Here is a 15,878-nt window from a genome sequence, read left to right on the forward strand (position 1 = left end):
CAGACAAAAGAGGCGCGCGTGGGGCGCGTGGCGCGGGGGACCACCCGCGTGGGGGGATCTTGAAGCGCGGGCGCCCTACAGCTCGGGGTGCGGGCTTCTTTGGCGAGTGCGGGTGGTGTGTGGTCTCTCGCGCAGTTCCCCGCGCCTCTGAAGGGATCGGGCCTGCGGCCCGCCCTCCATGGGAAGAGCACGGGCGCGGCCCCGGCCGTTTTCAGGGGCGCGGGGCGGGACACCTGCGGCTCCGCCGCGTGGGCGCGCACAACCCCCGCCCACCCGCACCCGCCGACGAACCCGCGGCCCCGAGCGGCAAGGCGCCCGACGCCCCCTCTCAGAGGCGCGACACGTTCCGCTCGTACACCAGCCGCAGCCCGATCAGCGTCAGCCACGGCTCGTGCTCGTCGATCACCGAGGACTCGCCCAGCACCATCGGCGCCAGCCCACCCGTGGCGATGACCGTCACCTCCTCGGGGTCGTCCGCCAGCTCGCGGACCATCCGGCTCACCACGCCGTCGACCTGGCCGGCGAACCCGTAGACGATGCCCGCCTGCATCGCCTCGACCGTGTTCTTCCCGATGACGCTGCGGGGCCGGGCGACCTCGATCTTGCGGAGCTGGGCGCCCTTTACGCCGAGCGCGTCGACGGAGATCTCGATGCCGGGGGCGATGACACCGCCGACGTACTCCCCGCGCGCGCTGACCGCGTCGAACGTCGTCGCCGTACCGAAGTCGACGACGATCGCGGGCCCGCCGTACAGCTCGACCGCGGCGACCGCGTTGATGATGCGGTCGGCGCCGACCTCCTTGGGGTTGTCGGTGAGGATCGGCACGCCGGTCTTCACCCCGGGCTCGACGAGGACCGCCGGGACGTCCCCGTAGTAACGCCGGGTGACCTCGCGCAGTTCGTGCAGCACCGAGGGGACCGTCGCGCAGATCGCGATGCCGTCGATGCCGTCGCCGAGTTCCTCGCCGAGCAGCGGGTGCATGCCCATGAGGCCCTGCAGCAGGACCGCCAGCTCGTCGGCGGTGCGGCGCGCGTCCGTGGAGATGCGCCAGTGTTCGACGATGTCCTCACCGTCGAACAGTCCGAGCACGGTGTGGGTGTTGCCCACGTCGATCGTCAGCAGCATGGCCGGCCCCGTCCTACTCGGCCGCGCGCAGGTCGAGGCCGATGTCCAGGATCGGGGACGAGTGGGTCAGGGCCCCGACGGCCAGGTAGTCGACACCGGTGTCCGCGTACGCCTTGGCATTGCCGAGGGTGAGACGGCCGGACGCCTCCAGCAGTGCCCGGCCGGCGACGATGGCGACGGCCTCCTCGCACTCCAGGGGCGTGAAGTTGTCCAGGAGGATCAGGTCGGCGCCCGCGTCGACGACCTCGCGGAGCTGGTGGAGGGTGTCGACCTCGACCTCGATGGGCACCTCGGGGAACATCTCGCGGACGGCCTTGAAGGCCTGCGCGACGCCGCCTGCGGCGACCACGTGGTTGTCCTTGACGAGGGCGGCGTCGGACAGCGACATGCGGTGGTTGACGCCCCCGCCGCAGCGGACGGCGAACTTCTCCAGGGAGCGCAGCCCCGGCGTCGTCTTCCTGGTGTCGCGGACCCTCGCCTTGGTGCCCTCCAGGGCCTCCGCCCACGCGCGCGTGGCGGTCGCGATGCCGGAGAGGCGGCACAGCAGGTTCAGGGCGCTGCGTTCGGCGGTGAGGAGGTCGCGGGTGGCGCCGGTGACGCTGAGGAGCTTCTGGCCGGCCTCCACGCGGTCGCCGTCGTCGACGTGGCGCTCGACCTCGAACTCGTCGGAGCAGGCCACCGACAGGACCGCCTCGGCGACCCTGAGGCCCGCCACGACGCCGCCCTCGCGGGCGGTGAAGTCGGCGGTGGCGCGGGCGTCCTCCGGGATCGTCGCGACGGTGGTGACGTCCACGCCCTGGTCGAGGTCCTCCTGGATGGCGACGTTGGCGATGTCCTCGACCTCGACGGGGTCGAGTCCGGCGTCGGCCAGGAGCTGGGCGAGCGCGGGGTCGAGCCCGCACTCCAGGTACTCCTCGCCCGCGAGGCCGTCATCGGCGCCGCAGGCGCAGCCGTCGCCGCAGCCGCCTCCGGAGGCGAGGGGAAGTTCGGGGGTGCTCACGTCTGTCACTGCTCCTGGTGAAACGGCCGGGTAGGGGGGAAGTCTGCGGTATCCGTGGTGTGTAGGGCGAGCGTGCGGTCCGGATTGAGCCGTACCACGATGTGGCGGCGCCAGTCGGTGTCGTCACGCTCGGCGTGGTCCTCGCGCCAGTGGCAGCCGCGGGTCTCCTCGCGCAGCCGGGCGGCGGCGACCAGGACGCGGGCCACGCACAGGAGGTTGGTGGTCTCCCAGGTGTCGACGCCGGGCTCGGCCGTCTTGCCGTTCTCCGCGAGCGCGTCGCGGGCCTCCGCGTGCAGCCGGTCCAGGGCCGCTGCGGCGGTCGCCAGGGATGCCTCGGACCGCAGGACGCCGGCCCCCTCGGTCATCGTCCGCTGGATCGCGAACCGGATCTCCGGGGCGAGCAGCGGGTGCGCGGGCTGCTCGGCGTACGGGACGGGCTGCGGCACACGCGCGTGGAGGCTGTTCCCGGCGTGGGCGGCGGTGATGTCGGCGACGATGCGCTCGGCGTAGACCAGGCCCTCCAGGAGGGAGTTCGAGGCGAGCCGGTTGGCGCCGTGGACGCCGGTGCAGGCGACCTCGCCGCAGGCGTAGAGGCCGGGGACGGTGGTGCGGCCGTGGGAGTCGGTGCGCACGCCGCCGGAGGCGTAGTGGGCGGCCGGGGCCACCGGGATGGGTTCGGTGACGGGGTCGAGGCCGTTGGCGCGGCAGGCGGCGAGGATCGTGGGGAATCGGTGTTCCCACATGGGGGCGCCGAAGTGCCGGGCGTCCAGGTACATGTGTTCGGCGCCCTGCTCCTGCATGCGGCGCATGATGCCCTTGGCGACGATGTCGCGCGGCGCCAGTTCCGCCAGTTCGTGCTGTCCGAGCATGAAGCGGGTGCCGGCGGCGTCGACCAGGTGGGCGCCCTCACCGCGGACGGCCTCGGAGACCAGCGGCTGCTGGCCCTCGGCGTCCGCGCCGAGGAACAGCACGGTGGGGTGGAACTGCACGAATTCGAGGTCGGAGACCTCGGCGCCCGCGCGCAAGGCGAGGGCCACGCCGTCGCCGGTGGACACGGAAGGGTTGGTGGTGGCGGAGAAGACCTGGCCCATGCCGCCGGTGGCGAGGACCACGGCGGGGGCGTGGACGGCTCCCACGCCGTCGTGCTGCCCCTCGCCCATGACGTGCAGGGTGACACCGGCGGTGCGGCCCTCGGCGTCCGTCAGCAGGTCCAGGACGAGCGCGTTCTCGATCGTACGGAGGCCGTGCGCGCGTACCGCCTCCACCAGGGCCCTCGATATCTCGGCGCCGGTGGCGTCGCCGCCCGCGTGGGCGATGCGGCGGCGGTGGTGGCCGCCCTCGCGGGTCAGCTCCAGGCCGCCTTCCTCGGACTCGTCGAAGTGGGCGCCGGTCTCGATCAGGCGGCGTACCGCGTCGGGGCCCTCGGTGACGAGGAGGCGCACGGCGTCCTCGTCGCACAGGCCGGCGCCCGCGACCAGGGTGTCGTCCAGGTGCTGTTCGGGGGTGTCGCCCTCGCCGAGGGCCGCGGCGATGCCGCCCTGGGCCCAGCGGGTGGAGCCGTCGTCGAGGCGGGCCTTGGTGACGACGACCGTGTCCAGGCCGGCGGCCTCGCAGCGCAGCGCGGCGGTGAGACCGGCGACGCCGGAGCCGACGACGACCACGTCGGCGGAGATGGACCAGCCCGGTGCGGGCGCGTGCAGTCGTATGCCGGTGCTCACAAGGCGGCTCCGAAGGTCAGCGGGATGTTGTCGATCAGCCGGGTCGTCCCCACGCGGGCCGCGACGGCGAGGACGGCTTCGCCGGTGAAGTCGTCGGGGATGTCGGTGAAGTCGGACGGGTCCACCAGGGCCAGGTAGTCGAGTTCCAGCGGCGGCTTCATGCGCAGGGCCTCGTCGAGGACCAGCCGGGCGGCCGCGCGGACGGCGGCGGGGCCGCATGCGGAGGGGTGACGCGAAGCGTCTCCACCGGGGGTGGTGGCGGGTGACGGGTGGGCCTTGGCCATGGCGTGGGCGTCGGCTGCCGCGCGGGACTCGCCGAGGGCGCTGAGGGCCTCGGCCCGCGCACGGGTGGCGGGCACCTCGCGGGCACGCGCGCGGAGCGCCTCCTGCGCGGCGTGCCGGTCCCGGCCCGCGAACAGGGCCTGGGAGAGGGCGAGGGCCGTGCGGCGCTCCCGGGCGGACAGGTAGCGGTTGCGGCTGGAGAGGGCGAGACCGTCGGGTTCGCGGACGGTGGGGACGGCGACGACGTCCACACCGAAGTTGAGGTCCCTGACCATACGGCGGATCAGGGCGAGTTGCTGGGCGTCCTTCTGGCCGTAGAGCGCCACGTCGGGGCGGGTGAGGTGGAGCAGTTTGGCGACGACGGTGAGCATGCCGTCGAAGTGGCCGGGGCGGGAGGCGCCCTCCAGGCGTTCGCCCATGGGTCCGGCGGTGACGCGGACCTGGGGCTCGCCGCCCGGGTAGACCTCGTCGACGGCGGGGGCGAACACGACGTCGGCGCCGGACTGTTCGGCGAGCTTGACGTCGGCGTCCAGGGTGCGGGGATAGCGGTCGAGGTCCTCGCCGGCGCCGAACTGCAGGGGGTTCACGAAGACGGTGACGACGACCTCGCCCTCGCCGCCCGCAATCCCGCGTGCGGTGCGGATCAGCGTGGCGTGGCCCTCGTGCAGGGCGCCCATGGTCATGACGACGGCGCGGCGGCCCGCACGCGTGCGTGCGTGCAGTTCGTCGGCGGTGCGCAGCACGGTGGTGGTCATCCGGCGTTCCCTTCGGTCCCGGTGGTGCCGCCTGCTCCGTTCGCGAGTACCCCGAGGAGGTCCTCGGCCAGCTCCGGCTTGAGCAGGCCGTGGGCGAGGGCCCGGTCGGCGGTGGCGCGGGCCATCGCCAGATACCCGGCGACGGTCGCGGGGGCGTGCGCGCGCAGCTCGGCGATGTGCGCGGCGACCGTGCCCGCGTCCCCGCGCGCGACGGGGCCGGTGAGGGCCGCGTCCCCGGAGCGCAGCGCGTTGTCGAGGGCGGCGCCCAGGAGCGGGCCCAGCATACGGTCGGGGGCCGTGACGCCGGCGGTGCGCAGCAGCTCCATCGACTGGGCGACCAGGGTCACCAGGTGGTTGGCGCCCAGGGCGAGGGCGGCGTGGTAGAGCGGCCGGTTCGCCTCGGCGATCCACTCGGGCTCGCCGCCCATCTCGATCACCAGCGCCTCGGCGGCCAGCCGCAGTTCCTCGGGCGCAGTGACCCCGAAGGAGCACCCGGCGAGCCGCTGCACGTCCACGGCGGTCCCGGTGAACGTCATGGCGGGGTGCAGCGCCAACGGCAGCGCCCCGGCCCGCAGCGCCGGGTCCAGCACCTTCGCGCCGTACCGCCCGGAGGTGTGCACCAGCAGCTGCCCGGGCCGTACGGACCCGGTCTCGGCGAGGCCCTCCACGAGGCCCGGCAGGGCGTCGTCCGGGACGGTCAGCAGGACGAGGTCTGCGTGACGCAGTACGTCGGCCGGGGACATCAGCGGCACGTCGGGCAGCAGTTCGGCGGCGCGTCGCCGGGAGGCGTCGGAGACCCCGGACACGGCCACCGGGCGGTGCCCCGCGAGCCGCAGCGACGCGGCCAGCGCCGGGCCGACCCGGCCGGCGCCCACGACGCCGACGGTGAGCCGCGCGGGGCGGTCCTTCGGCTCTGGTTGCTGGAATGTACTCACTCGCGGTGGCCTTCCCGTTCCAGTCCGCTCTGGGTACCGGACGATTTCTCGTCATGTTAACGCGATTGGTTCGAGGGCCGTTCGGTTGTCCACAGGCTGTGGGTTTCCGTGGAGAGTGTCCGCAGGTCACGGCCGTGCGGAATTCCGTGTGCGGGGAGACGGCCGGGCGCGGGATGATCCGGGGATGACTGAAGCGGCGGGGAAAGCGGCGGAGGAGCCGCGCGGGCGGGAGCACTCCGGGGAGCCCGAGGGGACCGTACGGGGAGAGCCGGAGGGATGCGTGACCGAGTCTCCGGAGACCGAGTCCCCGGAGACCGAGTCCGCGGAGAAGGAGTCACCGGAGAAGGAGTCACCGGCGATGTCCTTGTACAGGCGGCGCCGGATCGCCCACCGCGCGGCGGACCGCGTGCTGTCGCGGTCGGGTGCCCTGGGGACCGTCCGGGAGCGGCTGGCCCTGCTGGACGCGGCCGGGGACGTGTACGACCTGGACGAGTCGGCGGACATCTACGGCAACGGGGTCGTCGAGGCCCTGGAGGAGCGGACGGCCGCACTGCTCGGCATGGAGGCCGCCGCCTTCTTCCCGACCGGCACGATGGCCCAGCAGGTGGCCCTGCGCTGCTGGGCGGCCCGGACCGGGAACCCGGCCGTCGCGCTGCACGCGCTGTCCCACCCGGAGGTGCACGAACGGGACGCGCTCAGCCAGCTCAGCGGGCTGCGCCCGGTCCGGCTGACGAGCGAGTCCCGGCAGCCGACCGCCGACGAGGTCAGGGGATTCCCCGAGCCCTTCGGCACACTGATGCTCGAACTGCCCCTCAGGGACGCGGGGTTCGTGCTGCCTTCCTGGGAGGAGCTGACCGCGCTCACCGAGGCGGCCCGCGAACGCGACGCGGTGGTCCACTTCGACGGGGCCCGGCTGTGGGAGTCGGCCACCCACTTCGGCCGCACCGTCGGCGAGATCGCGGCCCTCGCCGACAGCGTCTACGTGTCGTACTACAAGTCCCTGGACGCCTACGGCGGTGCCGCGATCGCCGGTCCCCGGACGCTGGTCGACGATCTGCGGACCTGGCGACACCGGTACGGGGGCCAGCTCTTCCAGCAGTTCCCGACCGCCCTGTCGGTCCTCGTCGGGCTGGAGCGGGAGCTGCCCCGGCTGCCTGGGTACGTCCGGCACGCGCGGGTGGTCGCCGCCGCGCTGCGCGAGGGGTTCGCGGAGGCGGGGGTGCCGTGGGCGCGGGTGCACCCGGAGGTCCCGCACACCCACGAGTTCCAGGTGTGGCTGCCGTACGACGCCGACGTCGTCGCGGAGGCGGCGGTCCGGCAGGGCGAGGAGACCAGGACGCTGCTGTTCGCCCGCCCCTGGGACCGGGGCGGGCCGGGCCTGGCCGTCACCGAGGTGGAGGTGCGGGCGGCGGGGCTGGAGTGGACGGCGCAGGACGTGAGGCGGGCGGTCGCGGACTTCGTGGCACGGGTGACGACGGTGCTGGGGGCGTAGGGGCCGGGCGTCCGGAACGGGGAGAGCGTCCCGGTGGGCCGGGGGCGCTGTGCGGGTTTCGCGAAGGGCCGGGGCGGGTCTCCGGGTCGAGGGCGCTGTCAGTGGTCGGGGGCACCATGTGGGCATGAGCGTGCGCATCGACATCGCGGGGCTGCGGCCGGAGCGGGTGACCTTCGTCCCCTCGCCCCTGGCCGAGCTCGGCATGGCGCTGCACGTGCTGGCCGAGCCGGGGCACCATCCGGGGCTGCAGGGCTGGGTGACCGGGGTGACCGCCCGGCTGGACGCCCATCTCGCCGACCGGATGTGCGAGGCGGACTTCCTGTGGCGCACGACGTTCTCGGACCTGTTCATGCCGTTCGCCGGCGTCCCCGGCCGGGACACGCTCCCCGGTGGGACGCTCGCCGAGGAACTGGATCTGCTGGACAAGCTGACGGACGACCAGTTCGTGGACGCGGGGATGGAGTTCGTCTGCACCCCCGGCCACGACTCGCGCAAGCGTGACGTCCTGTCCGACCCGGAGGCGCGTGGGCGCGCCCTGGAGCTGGCGGCCGCGCGGGGGCCGCGCCAGGTGCGGTTCGCGCAGCGGCTGCTGGCGGACCCGCCGGGCGTGCGGGCCTGGCTGCGGCAGTTCCTGGAGGACTGCGACGAGGCCTTCTTCGCCGAGACCTGGTCCCGGCTGCACCACACCCTCGCCGGGGACGCCCGTCACAAGACCGAACTGCTGCGGCACAAGGGTCTGGCCGAGGCCCTGGGCGCCGTGTCCCCGTCCATCGCCCTGGACGCGGCGGCGGCCCGGATCACCGTGGACAAGCTGGTCGAGAGCCGGACGGCCACGGAGGACGGGGGCCTGCTCCTCGTGCCGACCAGTCTGGGCCGGCCCCACCTGACCGTCCTGCACCGGTTCGGCTGGCAGCCGGTGCTCCAGTACCCGGTCAGTACGGCCGGTCCCGCCGCGCCGCCCTCGGTCGAGCAGCTCGCCCTGCGGATGACCGCCCTCTCCCATCCGGTCCGGATGCGCCTGTGCCGCCACCTCGCCCGCAGCGTGTACACCACGGGCGAGCTGGCCCAGATGCTGGGCATGACCGCGCCGGAGATATCCCGGCACCTCGCCGTCCTGAAGAAGGCGGGGCTCCTCACGACCCGCCGCCGCGGCCGGTACGTCCTGCACCAACTGGACGTGGCGGTGGTGGCCCGCCTCGGGAGCGACTTCCTGGAAGGGGTACTGCGGTAGGGGCGCCGTCCGGCCGCCCGAGCGGCCGTCAGTCGAAGCGTATGTGTCGTAGGCCGACGCGGGCCTGGCGGAGGCGGGTGCGCAGGGGGCCGTCGTTGTTCGGGCGGAGGGCGAGACCGGCCAGGACGGCGATGCGGTCCGCCGTCCTCGGTACGGTCGAGTGGTCGGTCCACAGGTGCTCGGCGAACTCGGGCTCCTGGAGACGCTCCAGACAGTGGTCCAGTTGTCCGACCGCCCAGCTCTCCCCGCGCGGCGGGGCGTCCTTCCCCGCCACGTACCGGAGGAGATCGCCGAAGCCGCGTTCCCGCAGCCGCTTCAGGACCGTCCCGCGCTCGGCGAGCAGCGTGAAGTGGCGTACGTCGTGGCCGAGTTCGCGCAGGCGGCCGACGGTCTCCGCGAAGTAGGCGGGGTGGGTGACCGTCATGGGGGCGATCACCACGCCGTCGTGCCGGGTGAGGGCGAGGTCCAGGACCTCGACCACGCCCTGCCGCCAGGACGCCAAGTCCTGGAAGTCCCCCCGTAGTTCGGGCGGCAGCATGCGGTGCAGACCGAAGCCCGGGTGCTCGGGGTCGCAGATCACGCTGCCCGGCAGCCGCCGCCGGATCTCGTGTGCGGTCTGTGTCTTGCCGCCCCCGAAGGGGCCGTTGATCCACAGGAGCATGCGCGCACCCTAGCGGGCGCCCGCCACACGGAGGTCACGCTCCTGCGGGACGCCGGGGAAGACCGTCGGCTCAGCCGTGCCCCCCGGCCCGTACCAGCCCCGTCTCGTACGCCAGGACGACCACCTGGACGCGGTCGCGCAGGCCCAGCTTGGTGAGGATGCGGCCGACGTGGGTCTTGACCGTGGCCTCGGACAGCACGAGGCGGGCGGCGATCTCGCCGTTGGAGAGGCCCTGGGCGACGAGGATCATCACCTCGCGTTCGCGTTCGGTGAGCCGCTCCAGTTCCTTGTGCTGGGGATCGGCGGCACCCGGCAGCATCGGCGCGAACCGGTCGAGCAGCCGCCGGGTGGTGGAGGGCGCCACGACGGCGTCACCGCTGTGCACGGAACGGATCGCGGCCAGCAGTTCGCCGGGCGGCACGTCCTTGAGCATGAACCCGGAGGCGCCCGCCTTCAGCCCGGAGAAGGCGTACTCGTCGAGGTCGAAGGTGGTCAGGATGAGCACCTTCGGCGGGTCCGGCTCGGCGCAGATACGGCGGGTGGCCTCGACGCCGTCCAGCTTCGGCATCCGGACGTCCATGAGGACCACGTCCACGGCCGTCGACCGCACCACCTGGAGGGCCTCGACGCCGTCGCCCGCCTCGGCCACGACCTCCATGTCCGGCTGGGCCGCCAGCACCATCCGGAACCCGGTGCGCAGCAGCACCTGGTCGTCGACGAGCATTACGCGGATCGCCATCGGGGTCCTCTTCCGTGTCCGTGGGGTGTCGTCGGGTGCCGGCCGTGTGACATGTGACAGGTGTCAGCCGGTGGCACGACCGTGTCAGTGTGCGGGCTTGAGGGGCAGCAGGGCGCTGATGCGGAAGCCGCCACCCGGCCGGGGACCCGCGTCGAGCGTGCCGCCGACCATACCGACGCGCTCCCGCATGCCGATCAGCCCGTGCCCCTGGCCGTCGGCGCCGCCCTCCTCGTACAGCTCGTGCGGGGCACCCTTGCCGTCGTCCTCGACGAGCAGACCGAGACCGTCGTCGAAGTAGACCAGCCGGACGCTCGCCCCCGCGTTCGGGCCGCCGTGCTTGCGGGTGTTGGTCAGGGCCTCCTGGACGATGCGGTACGCCGTCAGCTCCACACCGCTGGGCAGCGGGCGCGGGGTGCCCTCGATCTTGAAGTCGACGGGCAGACCGGCGGTACGGCACTGCTCCACCAGGTCGTCGATCTGCTCGACGTCCGGCTGCGGTACGTACTCGCCGACCTCCTGGTGCTCTCCGGTGCGCAGGACGCCCAGCAGGCGGCGCATCTCGGCGAGGGCCTGGCGGCCGGTGGACGAGATGGTCTCCAGGGCCTTCTTCGCCTGGTCGGGGGCGGCGTCCAGGACGTAGGCGGCACCGTCGGCCTGGACGACCATTACCGACACGTTGTGCGCGACGACGTCGTGCAGTTCCCGGGCGATCCGGGCGCGCTCGGCGGCGACCGCGACCTTGGCCTGCGCCTCGCGCTCCTTCTCCAGGCGGGCGGCGCGCTCCTCCAGCTGGGCGAAGTACGCCCGGCGGGTGCGCAGCGAGTCGCCGAGCACCCAGGCCAGGGCGAACGGCACCGTCAGGATGATCGCGAGCACCGCGTTGCCCAGCATGCCCGTCTGGTCCTCGCTCCACCGCATCTGCGCCAGCGGCGCGGCGCAGAGACCCCCGGCCAGGGCGAACCGGGAGGCCCAGCGGGCGCCGTTCGCCGCGACGGTGTAGATGATCACCAGCATCGCGAAGTCGGCCGCGATCCTCGGCACGCCGAAGATCAGCTGGGCGAAGCCCGCCGCGGCGGCCAGCACCAGCATCTTCTCCGGCATACGGCGTCGCAGGGCGACCGAGAGGCAGAGCGCCAGGGCGATCGGTACGAGCGCGGCCTCGTTCATGCTCTCCGCGTAGTCCCTGTCGATCGCTCCGCCCACCAGGGACATCCCGAGCAGGACGACGGCCCAGAAGCTGTCGACCCATGTCGGGTGCCGGCGGAGGAAGTCATAGAGGCGCTGCACGTAACCCAGCGTAGGGAAGCGCGCGGCCCACCGGGGTCAACCGGAGGACCGATCCATGACAGGGCCAAGTACTCCCCAAGGTGGAGGCGGCATAGCCTCTGGCGGCGAGGGATCGTCCGGAAGCTCGGGAGGCTACGTGGACTGCGACTGCGGGGCCGGCCCCTGGCTGCCCTGGCGCGCCGCGACCGAGGGGGCCCTGTACGGGGCCCGCGGCTTCTACCGGCGGCCGGAGGGGCCGGCCGGGCACTTCCGGACGTCCGTGCACGCGTCCGCGCTCTTCGCGGGGGCCGTGGCGCGACTGCTGTGCCGGGTCGACGAGGCGTTGGGGCGGCCGCGCGAGCTGGGATTCGTGGACATGGGCGCGGGGCGGGGCGAGCTGGCCGAGGGCGTCCTGGAGTCGCTCCCCGTGGAGGTGGCCGCCCGCACGCGCGTGTACGCGGTCGAAGTCGCCGGCCGGCCGGACGGGCTCGATCACCGCGTCGAGTGGCTCGCCGAGCCGCCGGAACGGATCACCGGCCTGCTGTTCGCCAACGAGTGGCTGGACAACGTGCCGGTGGACGTCGTGGAGGTGGACGCGGCCGGCGTCGCACGGCTGGTCCTCGTCCGCGCGGACGGACGGGAACGGCTCGGGGAGGCTGTCGGCGGGGAGGAGGCGGCCTGGCTGGAGCGGTGGTGGCCGCCGGCCCCGGAGGAGGGGCTGCGCGCCGAGATCGGGCTGCCCCGGGACCGGGCCTGGGCCTCGGCCGTCGCGGGCGTGCAACGGGGCCTCGCGGTCGCCGTCGACTACGCGCATCTCGCGGACGCCCGGCCGCCCTTCGGGACGCTCACCGGCTTCCGGGAGGGCCGGGAGACGGCGCCCGTGCCGGACGGTTCGTGCGACATCACCGCCCACGTGGCCCTGGACGCCTGCGCGCTGCCGGGAGCGCGGCTGCTGACCCAGCGGGACGCGCTGCGCGCCCTCGGTGTCACCGCGGCCCGCCCGCCCCTCTCCCTGGCGGCCACGGACCCCGCCGCCTACGTCCGCGCCCTCGCGGGCGCCGGCGAGGCCGCCGAACTCACCGCACCGGGCGGACTCGGCGACTTCGGCTGGCTCGTCCAGCCGGTGGGGATCCCGGACCCGCTCGGGGACGACGGCGCCGCGGGCGGATGACGGCGCCGCCGACGGATGACAGAGCGGGCGGATGACGGTCGGGAGTCCGGACCCACGGCCCGCCGGATCGCTGGGACCCCGGACCGGCCGGAACCCCGGACCGTCCCCGGCCCGCCGGCCCCCTACTTGTCGATGTCCCCCACCACGAAGAACATCGACCCCAGGATCGCCACCATGTCGGCCACCAGGGTCCCCGGCAGCAGTTCGGTGAGTGCCTGGATGTTGTTGTAGGACGCCGAGCGGAGCTTCAGCCGGTACGGGGTCTTCTCGCCCTTGCTGACGAGGTAGTAGCCGTTGATACCCAGGGGGTTCTCGGTCCAGGCGTAGGTGTGGCCCTCGGGGGCCTTCAGGACCTTGGGGAGGCGCTGGTTCACCGGCCCCGGCGGCAGCTCGGCGAGACGGTCGAGGCAGGCGTCGGCGAGGGCGAGGGAGACATGGGTCTGCTCCAGCAGGCACTCGAAGCGGGCGAGGCAGTCGCCCTCGTCGCGGGTGACGACCTTCAGGACGTCCTGGAGCTCCCCGTACGCCAGATACGGCTCGTCGCGCCGCAGGTCGAAGTCGACGCCGGAGGCACGGGCGATCGGCCCGCTCACCCCGTACGCGTGCACGGCCTCCGGGGAGAGGACGCCCACGTCTCGCGTGCGGCCCCGGAAGATCTCGTTGCCGAGGACGAGGTCGTCGAAGACGTCCATGCGGGAGCGGACGTCCGCGACGGCCGCACGGGCGCGCGCGGTCCAGCCGGCCGGCAGGTCCTCCTTCAGGCCGCCGACGCGGTTGAACATGTAGTGCATGCGCCCGCCGGAGATCTCCTCCATGACGTTCTGGAGTTCCTCGCGCTCCCGGAACGCGTAGAAGACCGGCGTGATGCCGCCGAGTTCCAGCGGGTACGAGCCGAGGAACATCAGGTGGTTCAGAACCCGGTTCAGCTCCGCGAGGAGCGTGCGCATCCACACCGCCCGCTCGGGGACCTCCATGCCGAGCATGCGTTCGACGCCGAGGACGACGCCCAGCTCGTTCGAGAAGGCGGAGAGCCAGTCGTGGCGGTTGGCGAGCATGATGATCTGGCGGTAGTCGCGCGCCTCGAAGAGCTTCTCCGCGCCGCGGTGCATATAGCCGATCACCGGCTCCGCGTGCGTGATGCGCTCGCCGTCGAGGACGAGCCGCAGGCGCAGCACACCGTGCGTGGAGGGGTGCTGCGGTCCGATGTTCAGCACCATGTCCGTGCTCTCGGCGGCACCGCCGATACCGACCGTCGTCTGTCTGGTCTCCGTCGGGGGAGTCATGGACCCAGTCTGTCGTACGTACGCTGGCGGGATGGAGACGGGGACCTTGGAGGACGGCGCCGGGCGGGCGCAGGGCGAGCCGGTGTGGACGGGACTGCCGCGCCGGCTGCTGCGGATGAGACGACTGCTGCTGGTGGTGTGGCTGGGCCCGATCACCATCGGCACGGCGGGGCTGCTCGGCTGGCTGGCCGGGCCCGGCTGGGCGGCGTTCGCCCTGCTGCCGCTGGGTCTGCTGCTGTGGGGCTGGCCGATGCTGGCGCGCAACTGGCGCTCCTGGCGGTATGCCGAACGGGCCGACGACCTGCTGATCAGCCGGGGGGTGCTGTGGCGTGAGGAGACCGTGGTGCCTTACGGGCGCATGCAGTTGGTCGAGGTGACGTCCGGGCCGGTGGAACGGCACTTCGGGCTGGCGAGCGTGCAGCTCCACACGGCCGCGGCCGCCACCGACGCCCGCATCCCCGGTCTCGACCCCGAGGAGGCGGAACGTCTCCGCGACCGGCTGACCCAGCTGGGCGAGGCCCGATCGGCGGGGCTGTGACCGTGCCGAGCACTGGCGCCGACGACTCGGTGAGCACCGCGGAAGGCACGACGGCCGAGCCGCGGCCCACGACGGAACGGCAGGCGGACGGCGGCCTGCCGGCCACCGACGGACAACAGGCCGTCGTGGAGCACCGGCTGCATCCGGTGACGCCGCTCCGGCGGGCCTGGGCACCGGTGGCGGTGGTCATCGGCTGGGCGGTGCACGATCCGGACGGGGCGCAGCGGCAGCTCACCCGGCTGGATCCGTCCACGCTGCTGGTCGGGCTGGCCGTGCTGCTGCCGGCCGCCGCCCTGTACGGCTTTCTGACCTGGTGGTTCACCCATTTCGCGGTGACCGAGAGCGAGCTGCGCATACGTACCGGTCTGCTGTTCCGCCGGACCGCGCACATCCGCCTCGAACGCATCCAGGCCGTCGACGTCACCCGGCCCCTGCTGGCCCGGATCGCGGGCGTCGCGAAACTCAAGCTCGACGTGGTCGGGACCGGCAGCAAGGACGAGCTGGCGTACCTCGGCGAGGGCACCGCCCGCGCGCTGCGGGCCGAGCTGCTCGCCCGTGCCGCCGGTTTCGCCCCCGACACCGCGCAGGACGTCGGCGAGGCCCCCGTACGGCAGCTGCTGAAGGTCCCGCCGCGCGTCCTGGCCGTCTCCCTGGCGCTGACCGGCGCCACCTGGGGGACCTTGGCGGCGGCGGTCGTCGTGCCCTCGGTGCTGTGGTTCGTCACGGGAAGTCTGTGGACGGTCCTCGCGACCGCGCTGCCGCTGCTCGGCGCGGCCGGGGCGAGCAGCGTGGGCCGGTTCGTCGGCGAGTACGACTGGACGGTGGGCGAGTCCCCGGACGGTCTCCGCATCGACCACGGCCTCCTCGACCGCGCCCACGAGACGGTGCCGCCCGGTCGCGTGCAGACCGTACGCGTGGTCGAGCCGCTGCTGTGGCGGCGGCGCGGATGGGTACGGGTCGAGCTGGACGTCGCGGGGTCCTCGAACTCCGTGCTCATCCCGGTCGCGCCGCGCGAGGTCGCCGAGTCGGTGATCGCCCGGGTGCTGCCGGGGGTGAGCGTGCCGGACACGGCGGCGCTCGTACGGCCGCCGGCGCGGGCCCGGTGGTGCGTGCCGCTGTGGTGGAAGGGGTACGGGCTCGCCGTCACCGACACGGTGTTCGCCGCGCGGCGGGGGCTGCTCCGCAGGCAATTGGCCCTGGTGCCGCACGCCAAGGTCCAGAGCGTACGGCTGGCGCAGGGGCCCTGGGAGCGGTTCGAGCGCCTCGCCGACGTCCATGTCGACACCGGCGCGAACAAGACGGTCACCGCCCGCCTGCGCGACGCCACCGAGGCGGCGGAACTCCTGCGGGCCCAGGCCGAACGGTCGCGGACAGGCCGCCGGGAGGCCCGTCCGGACCGGTGGATGGCGTGACGGCCGCACCCCGGATATCCGTCCCCACCCCGAACACCGGGCCGCCTACGGGCACCACCGGACGGCCCCCGGAGGCCGGGTGGACCCCTGGGGCCGGACGGACCCCTGGGGCCGGGTGGACCCCTGGGGCCGGACGCACCCCGGAGGCCGAACGGACCCCGGAGGCCGGGCGGACCCCGGAGGCCGGGCGGACCCCGGAGGCCGAACGGACCCTGGGGGCCGGACGAGCTTCGGAGGCCGGGCGAACCCCGCAGGCCACGCAGGCATCG

At 73.7% G+C, this 15,878-nt stretch carries 14 protein-coding genes; 5 read left to right on the forward strand and 9 right to left on the reverse strand.

Annotated elements, in window-relative coordinates; genetic code table 11:
* Positions 1-328: 328 nt before the first annotated feature.
* The 5 genes from AC067N_RS09665 to AC067N_RS09685 are packed head-to-tail and all read right to left on the reverse strand — an operon-like array spanning position 329 to position 5,816.
* A complete protein-coding gene (locus AC067N_RS09665) occupies positions 329-1,126 on the reverse strand; it encodes a type III pantothenate kinase (protein ID WP_478678347.1) in 798 nt (265 codons plus the stop codon).
* A 13-nt stretch (positions 1,127-1,139) separates the two neighbouring features.
* Entirely contained in the window at positions 1,140-2,126 is a 987-nt protein-coding gene (gene nadC / locus AC067N_RS09670; protein WP_478678348.1) for a carboxylating nicotinate-nucleotide diphosphorylase, read from the reverse strand.
* Positions 2,127-2,131: 5 nt separating this feature from the next.
* The gene (locus AC067N_RS09675) at positions 2,132-3,844 is read right to left on the reverse strand and encodes an L-aspartate oxidase (RefSeq protein ID WP_478678349.1); all 1,713 of its coding nucleotides are present in this window, start codon (positions 3,842-3,844) and stop codon (positions 2,132-2,134) included.
* Positions 3,841-4,881 carry a pantoate--beta-alanine ligase gene (panC, locus tag AC067N_RS09680; RefSeq protein WP_478678350.1) on the reverse strand — a complete coding sequence of 347 codons (1,041 nt, stop codon included), beginning with the start codon at positions 4,879-4,881 and terminating at the stop codon, positions 3,841-3,843. The genes AC067N_RS09675 and panC overlap by 4 nt, the downstream gene beginning before the upstream one ends.
* Positions 4,878-5,816, reverse strand: coding sequence for a Rossmann-like and DUF2520 domain-containing protein (locus tag AC067N_RS09685; RefSeq protein ID WP_478678351.1), 939 nt, complete (start codon positions 5,814-5,816; stop codon positions 4,878-4,880). Before AC067N_RS09685 ends, panC begins: the two co-directional genes overlap by 4 nt.
* 358 nt (positions 5,817-6,174) lie before the next feature.
* On the opposite strand from AC067N_RS09685, the gene AC067N_RS09690 reads away from it, so the two are divergent.
* Positions 6,175-7,308: a threonine aldolase family protein gene (locus tag AC067N_RS09690; protein WP_478678708.1), complete on the forward strand. Its 1,134-nt coding sequence runs from the start codon at positions 6,175-6,177 to the stop codon at positions 7,306-7,308.
* 124 nt (positions 7,309-7,432) lie between these two features.
* On the forward strand, positions 7,433-8,539 hold the full coding sequence (locus AC067N_RS09695) for a DUF5937 family protein (protein ID WP_478678352.1): 1,107 nt from the start codon (positions 7,433-7,435) through the stop codon (positions 8,537-8,539).
* Positions 8,540-8,567: 28 nt separating this feature from the next.
* Here AC067N_RS09695 and AC067N_RS09700 read toward each other — a convergent pair whose 3' ends face one another.
* The 3 genes from AC067N_RS09700 to AC067N_RS09710 all read right to left on the reverse strand — a co-directional run bounded on the left by AC067N_RS09700 (position 8,568) and on the right by AC067N_RS09710 (position 11,226).
* A complete protein-coding gene (locus AC067N_RS09700) occupies positions 8,568-9,200 on the reverse strand; it encodes an AAA family ATPase (protein WP_478678353.1) in 633 nt (210 codons plus the stop codon).
* 70 nt (positions 9,201-9,270) lie between these two features.
* Positions 9,271-9,939, reverse strand: coding sequence for a response regulator (locus AC067N_RS09705; protein WP_478678354.1), 669 nt, complete (start codon positions 9,937-9,939; stop codon positions 9,271-9,273).
* Positions 9,940-10,023: 84 nt separating this feature from the next.
* A complete protein-coding gene (locus tag AC067N_RS09710; protein WP_478678355.1) occupies positions 10,024-11,226 on the reverse strand; it encodes a sensor histidine kinase in 1,203 nt (400 codons plus the stop codon).
* Between the two features lie 55 nt (positions 11,227-11,281).
* On the opposite strand from AC067N_RS09710, the gene AC067N_RS09715 reads away from it, so the two are divergent.
* Positions 11,282-12,376: an SAM-dependent methyltransferase gene (locus AC067N_RS09715; protein ID WP_478678356.1), complete on the forward strand. Its 1,095-nt coding sequence runs from the start codon at positions 11,282-11,284 to the stop codon at positions 12,374-12,376.
* Between the two features lie 122 nt (positions 12,377-12,498).
* Here AC067N_RS09715 and AC067N_RS09720 read toward each other — a convergent pair whose 3' ends face one another.
* Entirely contained in the window at positions 12,499-13,659 is a 1,161-nt protein-coding gene (locus AC067N_RS09720) for an NADH-quinone oxidoreductase subunit D (protein ID WP_478678357.1), read from the reverse strand.
* 31 nt (positions 13,660-13,690) lie between these two features.
* Between AC067N_RS09720 and AC067N_RS09725 the strand changes: the two genes are divergently transcribed.
* Positions 13,691-14,197: a PH domain-containing protein gene (locus AC067N_RS09725; RefSeq protein WP_478678358.1), complete on the forward strand. Its 507-nt coding sequence runs from the start codon at positions 13,691-13,693 to the stop codon at positions 14,195-14,197.
* A gap of 2 nt (positions 14,198-14,199) precedes the next feature.
* Positions 14,200-15,609 carry a PH domain-containing protein gene (locus tag AC067N_RS09730; protein WP_478678359.1) on the forward strand — a complete coding sequence of 470 codons (1,410 nt, stop codon included), beginning with the start codon at positions 14,200-14,202 and terminating at the stop codon, positions 15,607-15,609.
* The last annotated feature ends 269 nt before the right edge of the window (positions 15,610-15,878 follow it).

The sequence above is a fragment of the Streptomyces sp. NPDC042364 genome, assembly GCF_056437585.1.

Excerpts from the sequence above, each read along its gene's own strand:
- AC067N_RS09665 (WP_478678347.1), bottom strand. The coding sequence starts at position 1,126 with ATGCTGCTGACGATCGACGTGGGCAACACCCACACCGTGCTCGGACTG.
- AC067N_RS09700 (WP_478678353.1), bottom strand. The coding sequence starts at position 9,200 with ATGCTCCTGTGGATCAACGGCCCCTTCGGGGGCGGCAAGACACAGACC.
- AC067N_RS09715 (WP_478678356.1), top strand. The coding sequence starts at position 11,282 with ATGACAGGGCCAAGTACTCCCCAAGGTGGAGGCGGCATAGCCTCTGGC.
- AC067N_RS09695 (WP_478678352.1), top strand. The coding sequence starts at position 7,433 with ATGAGCGTGCGCATCGACATCGCGGGGCTGCGGCCGGAGCGGGTGACC.
- AC067N_RS09690 (WP_478678708.1), top strand. The coding sequence starts at position 6,175 with ATGTCCTTGTACAGGCGGCGCCGGATCGCCCACCGCGCGGCGGACCGC.
- AC067N_RS09705 (WP_478678354.1), bottom strand. The coding sequence starts at position 9,939 with ATGGCGATCCGCGTAATGCTCGTCGACGACCAGGTGCTGCTGCGCACC.
- AC067N_RS09720 (WP_478678357.1), bottom strand. The coding sequence starts at position 13,659 with ATGACTCCCCCGACGGAGACCAGACAGACGACGGTCGGTATCGGCGGT.
- AC067N_RS09725 (WP_478678358.1), top strand. The coding sequence starts at position 13,691 with ATGGAGACGGGGACCTTGGAGGACGGCGCCGGGCGGGCGCAGGGCGAG.
- panC (WP_478678350.1), bottom strand. The coding sequence starts at position 4,881 with ATGACCACCACCGTGCTGCGCACCGCCGACGAACTGCACGCACGCACG.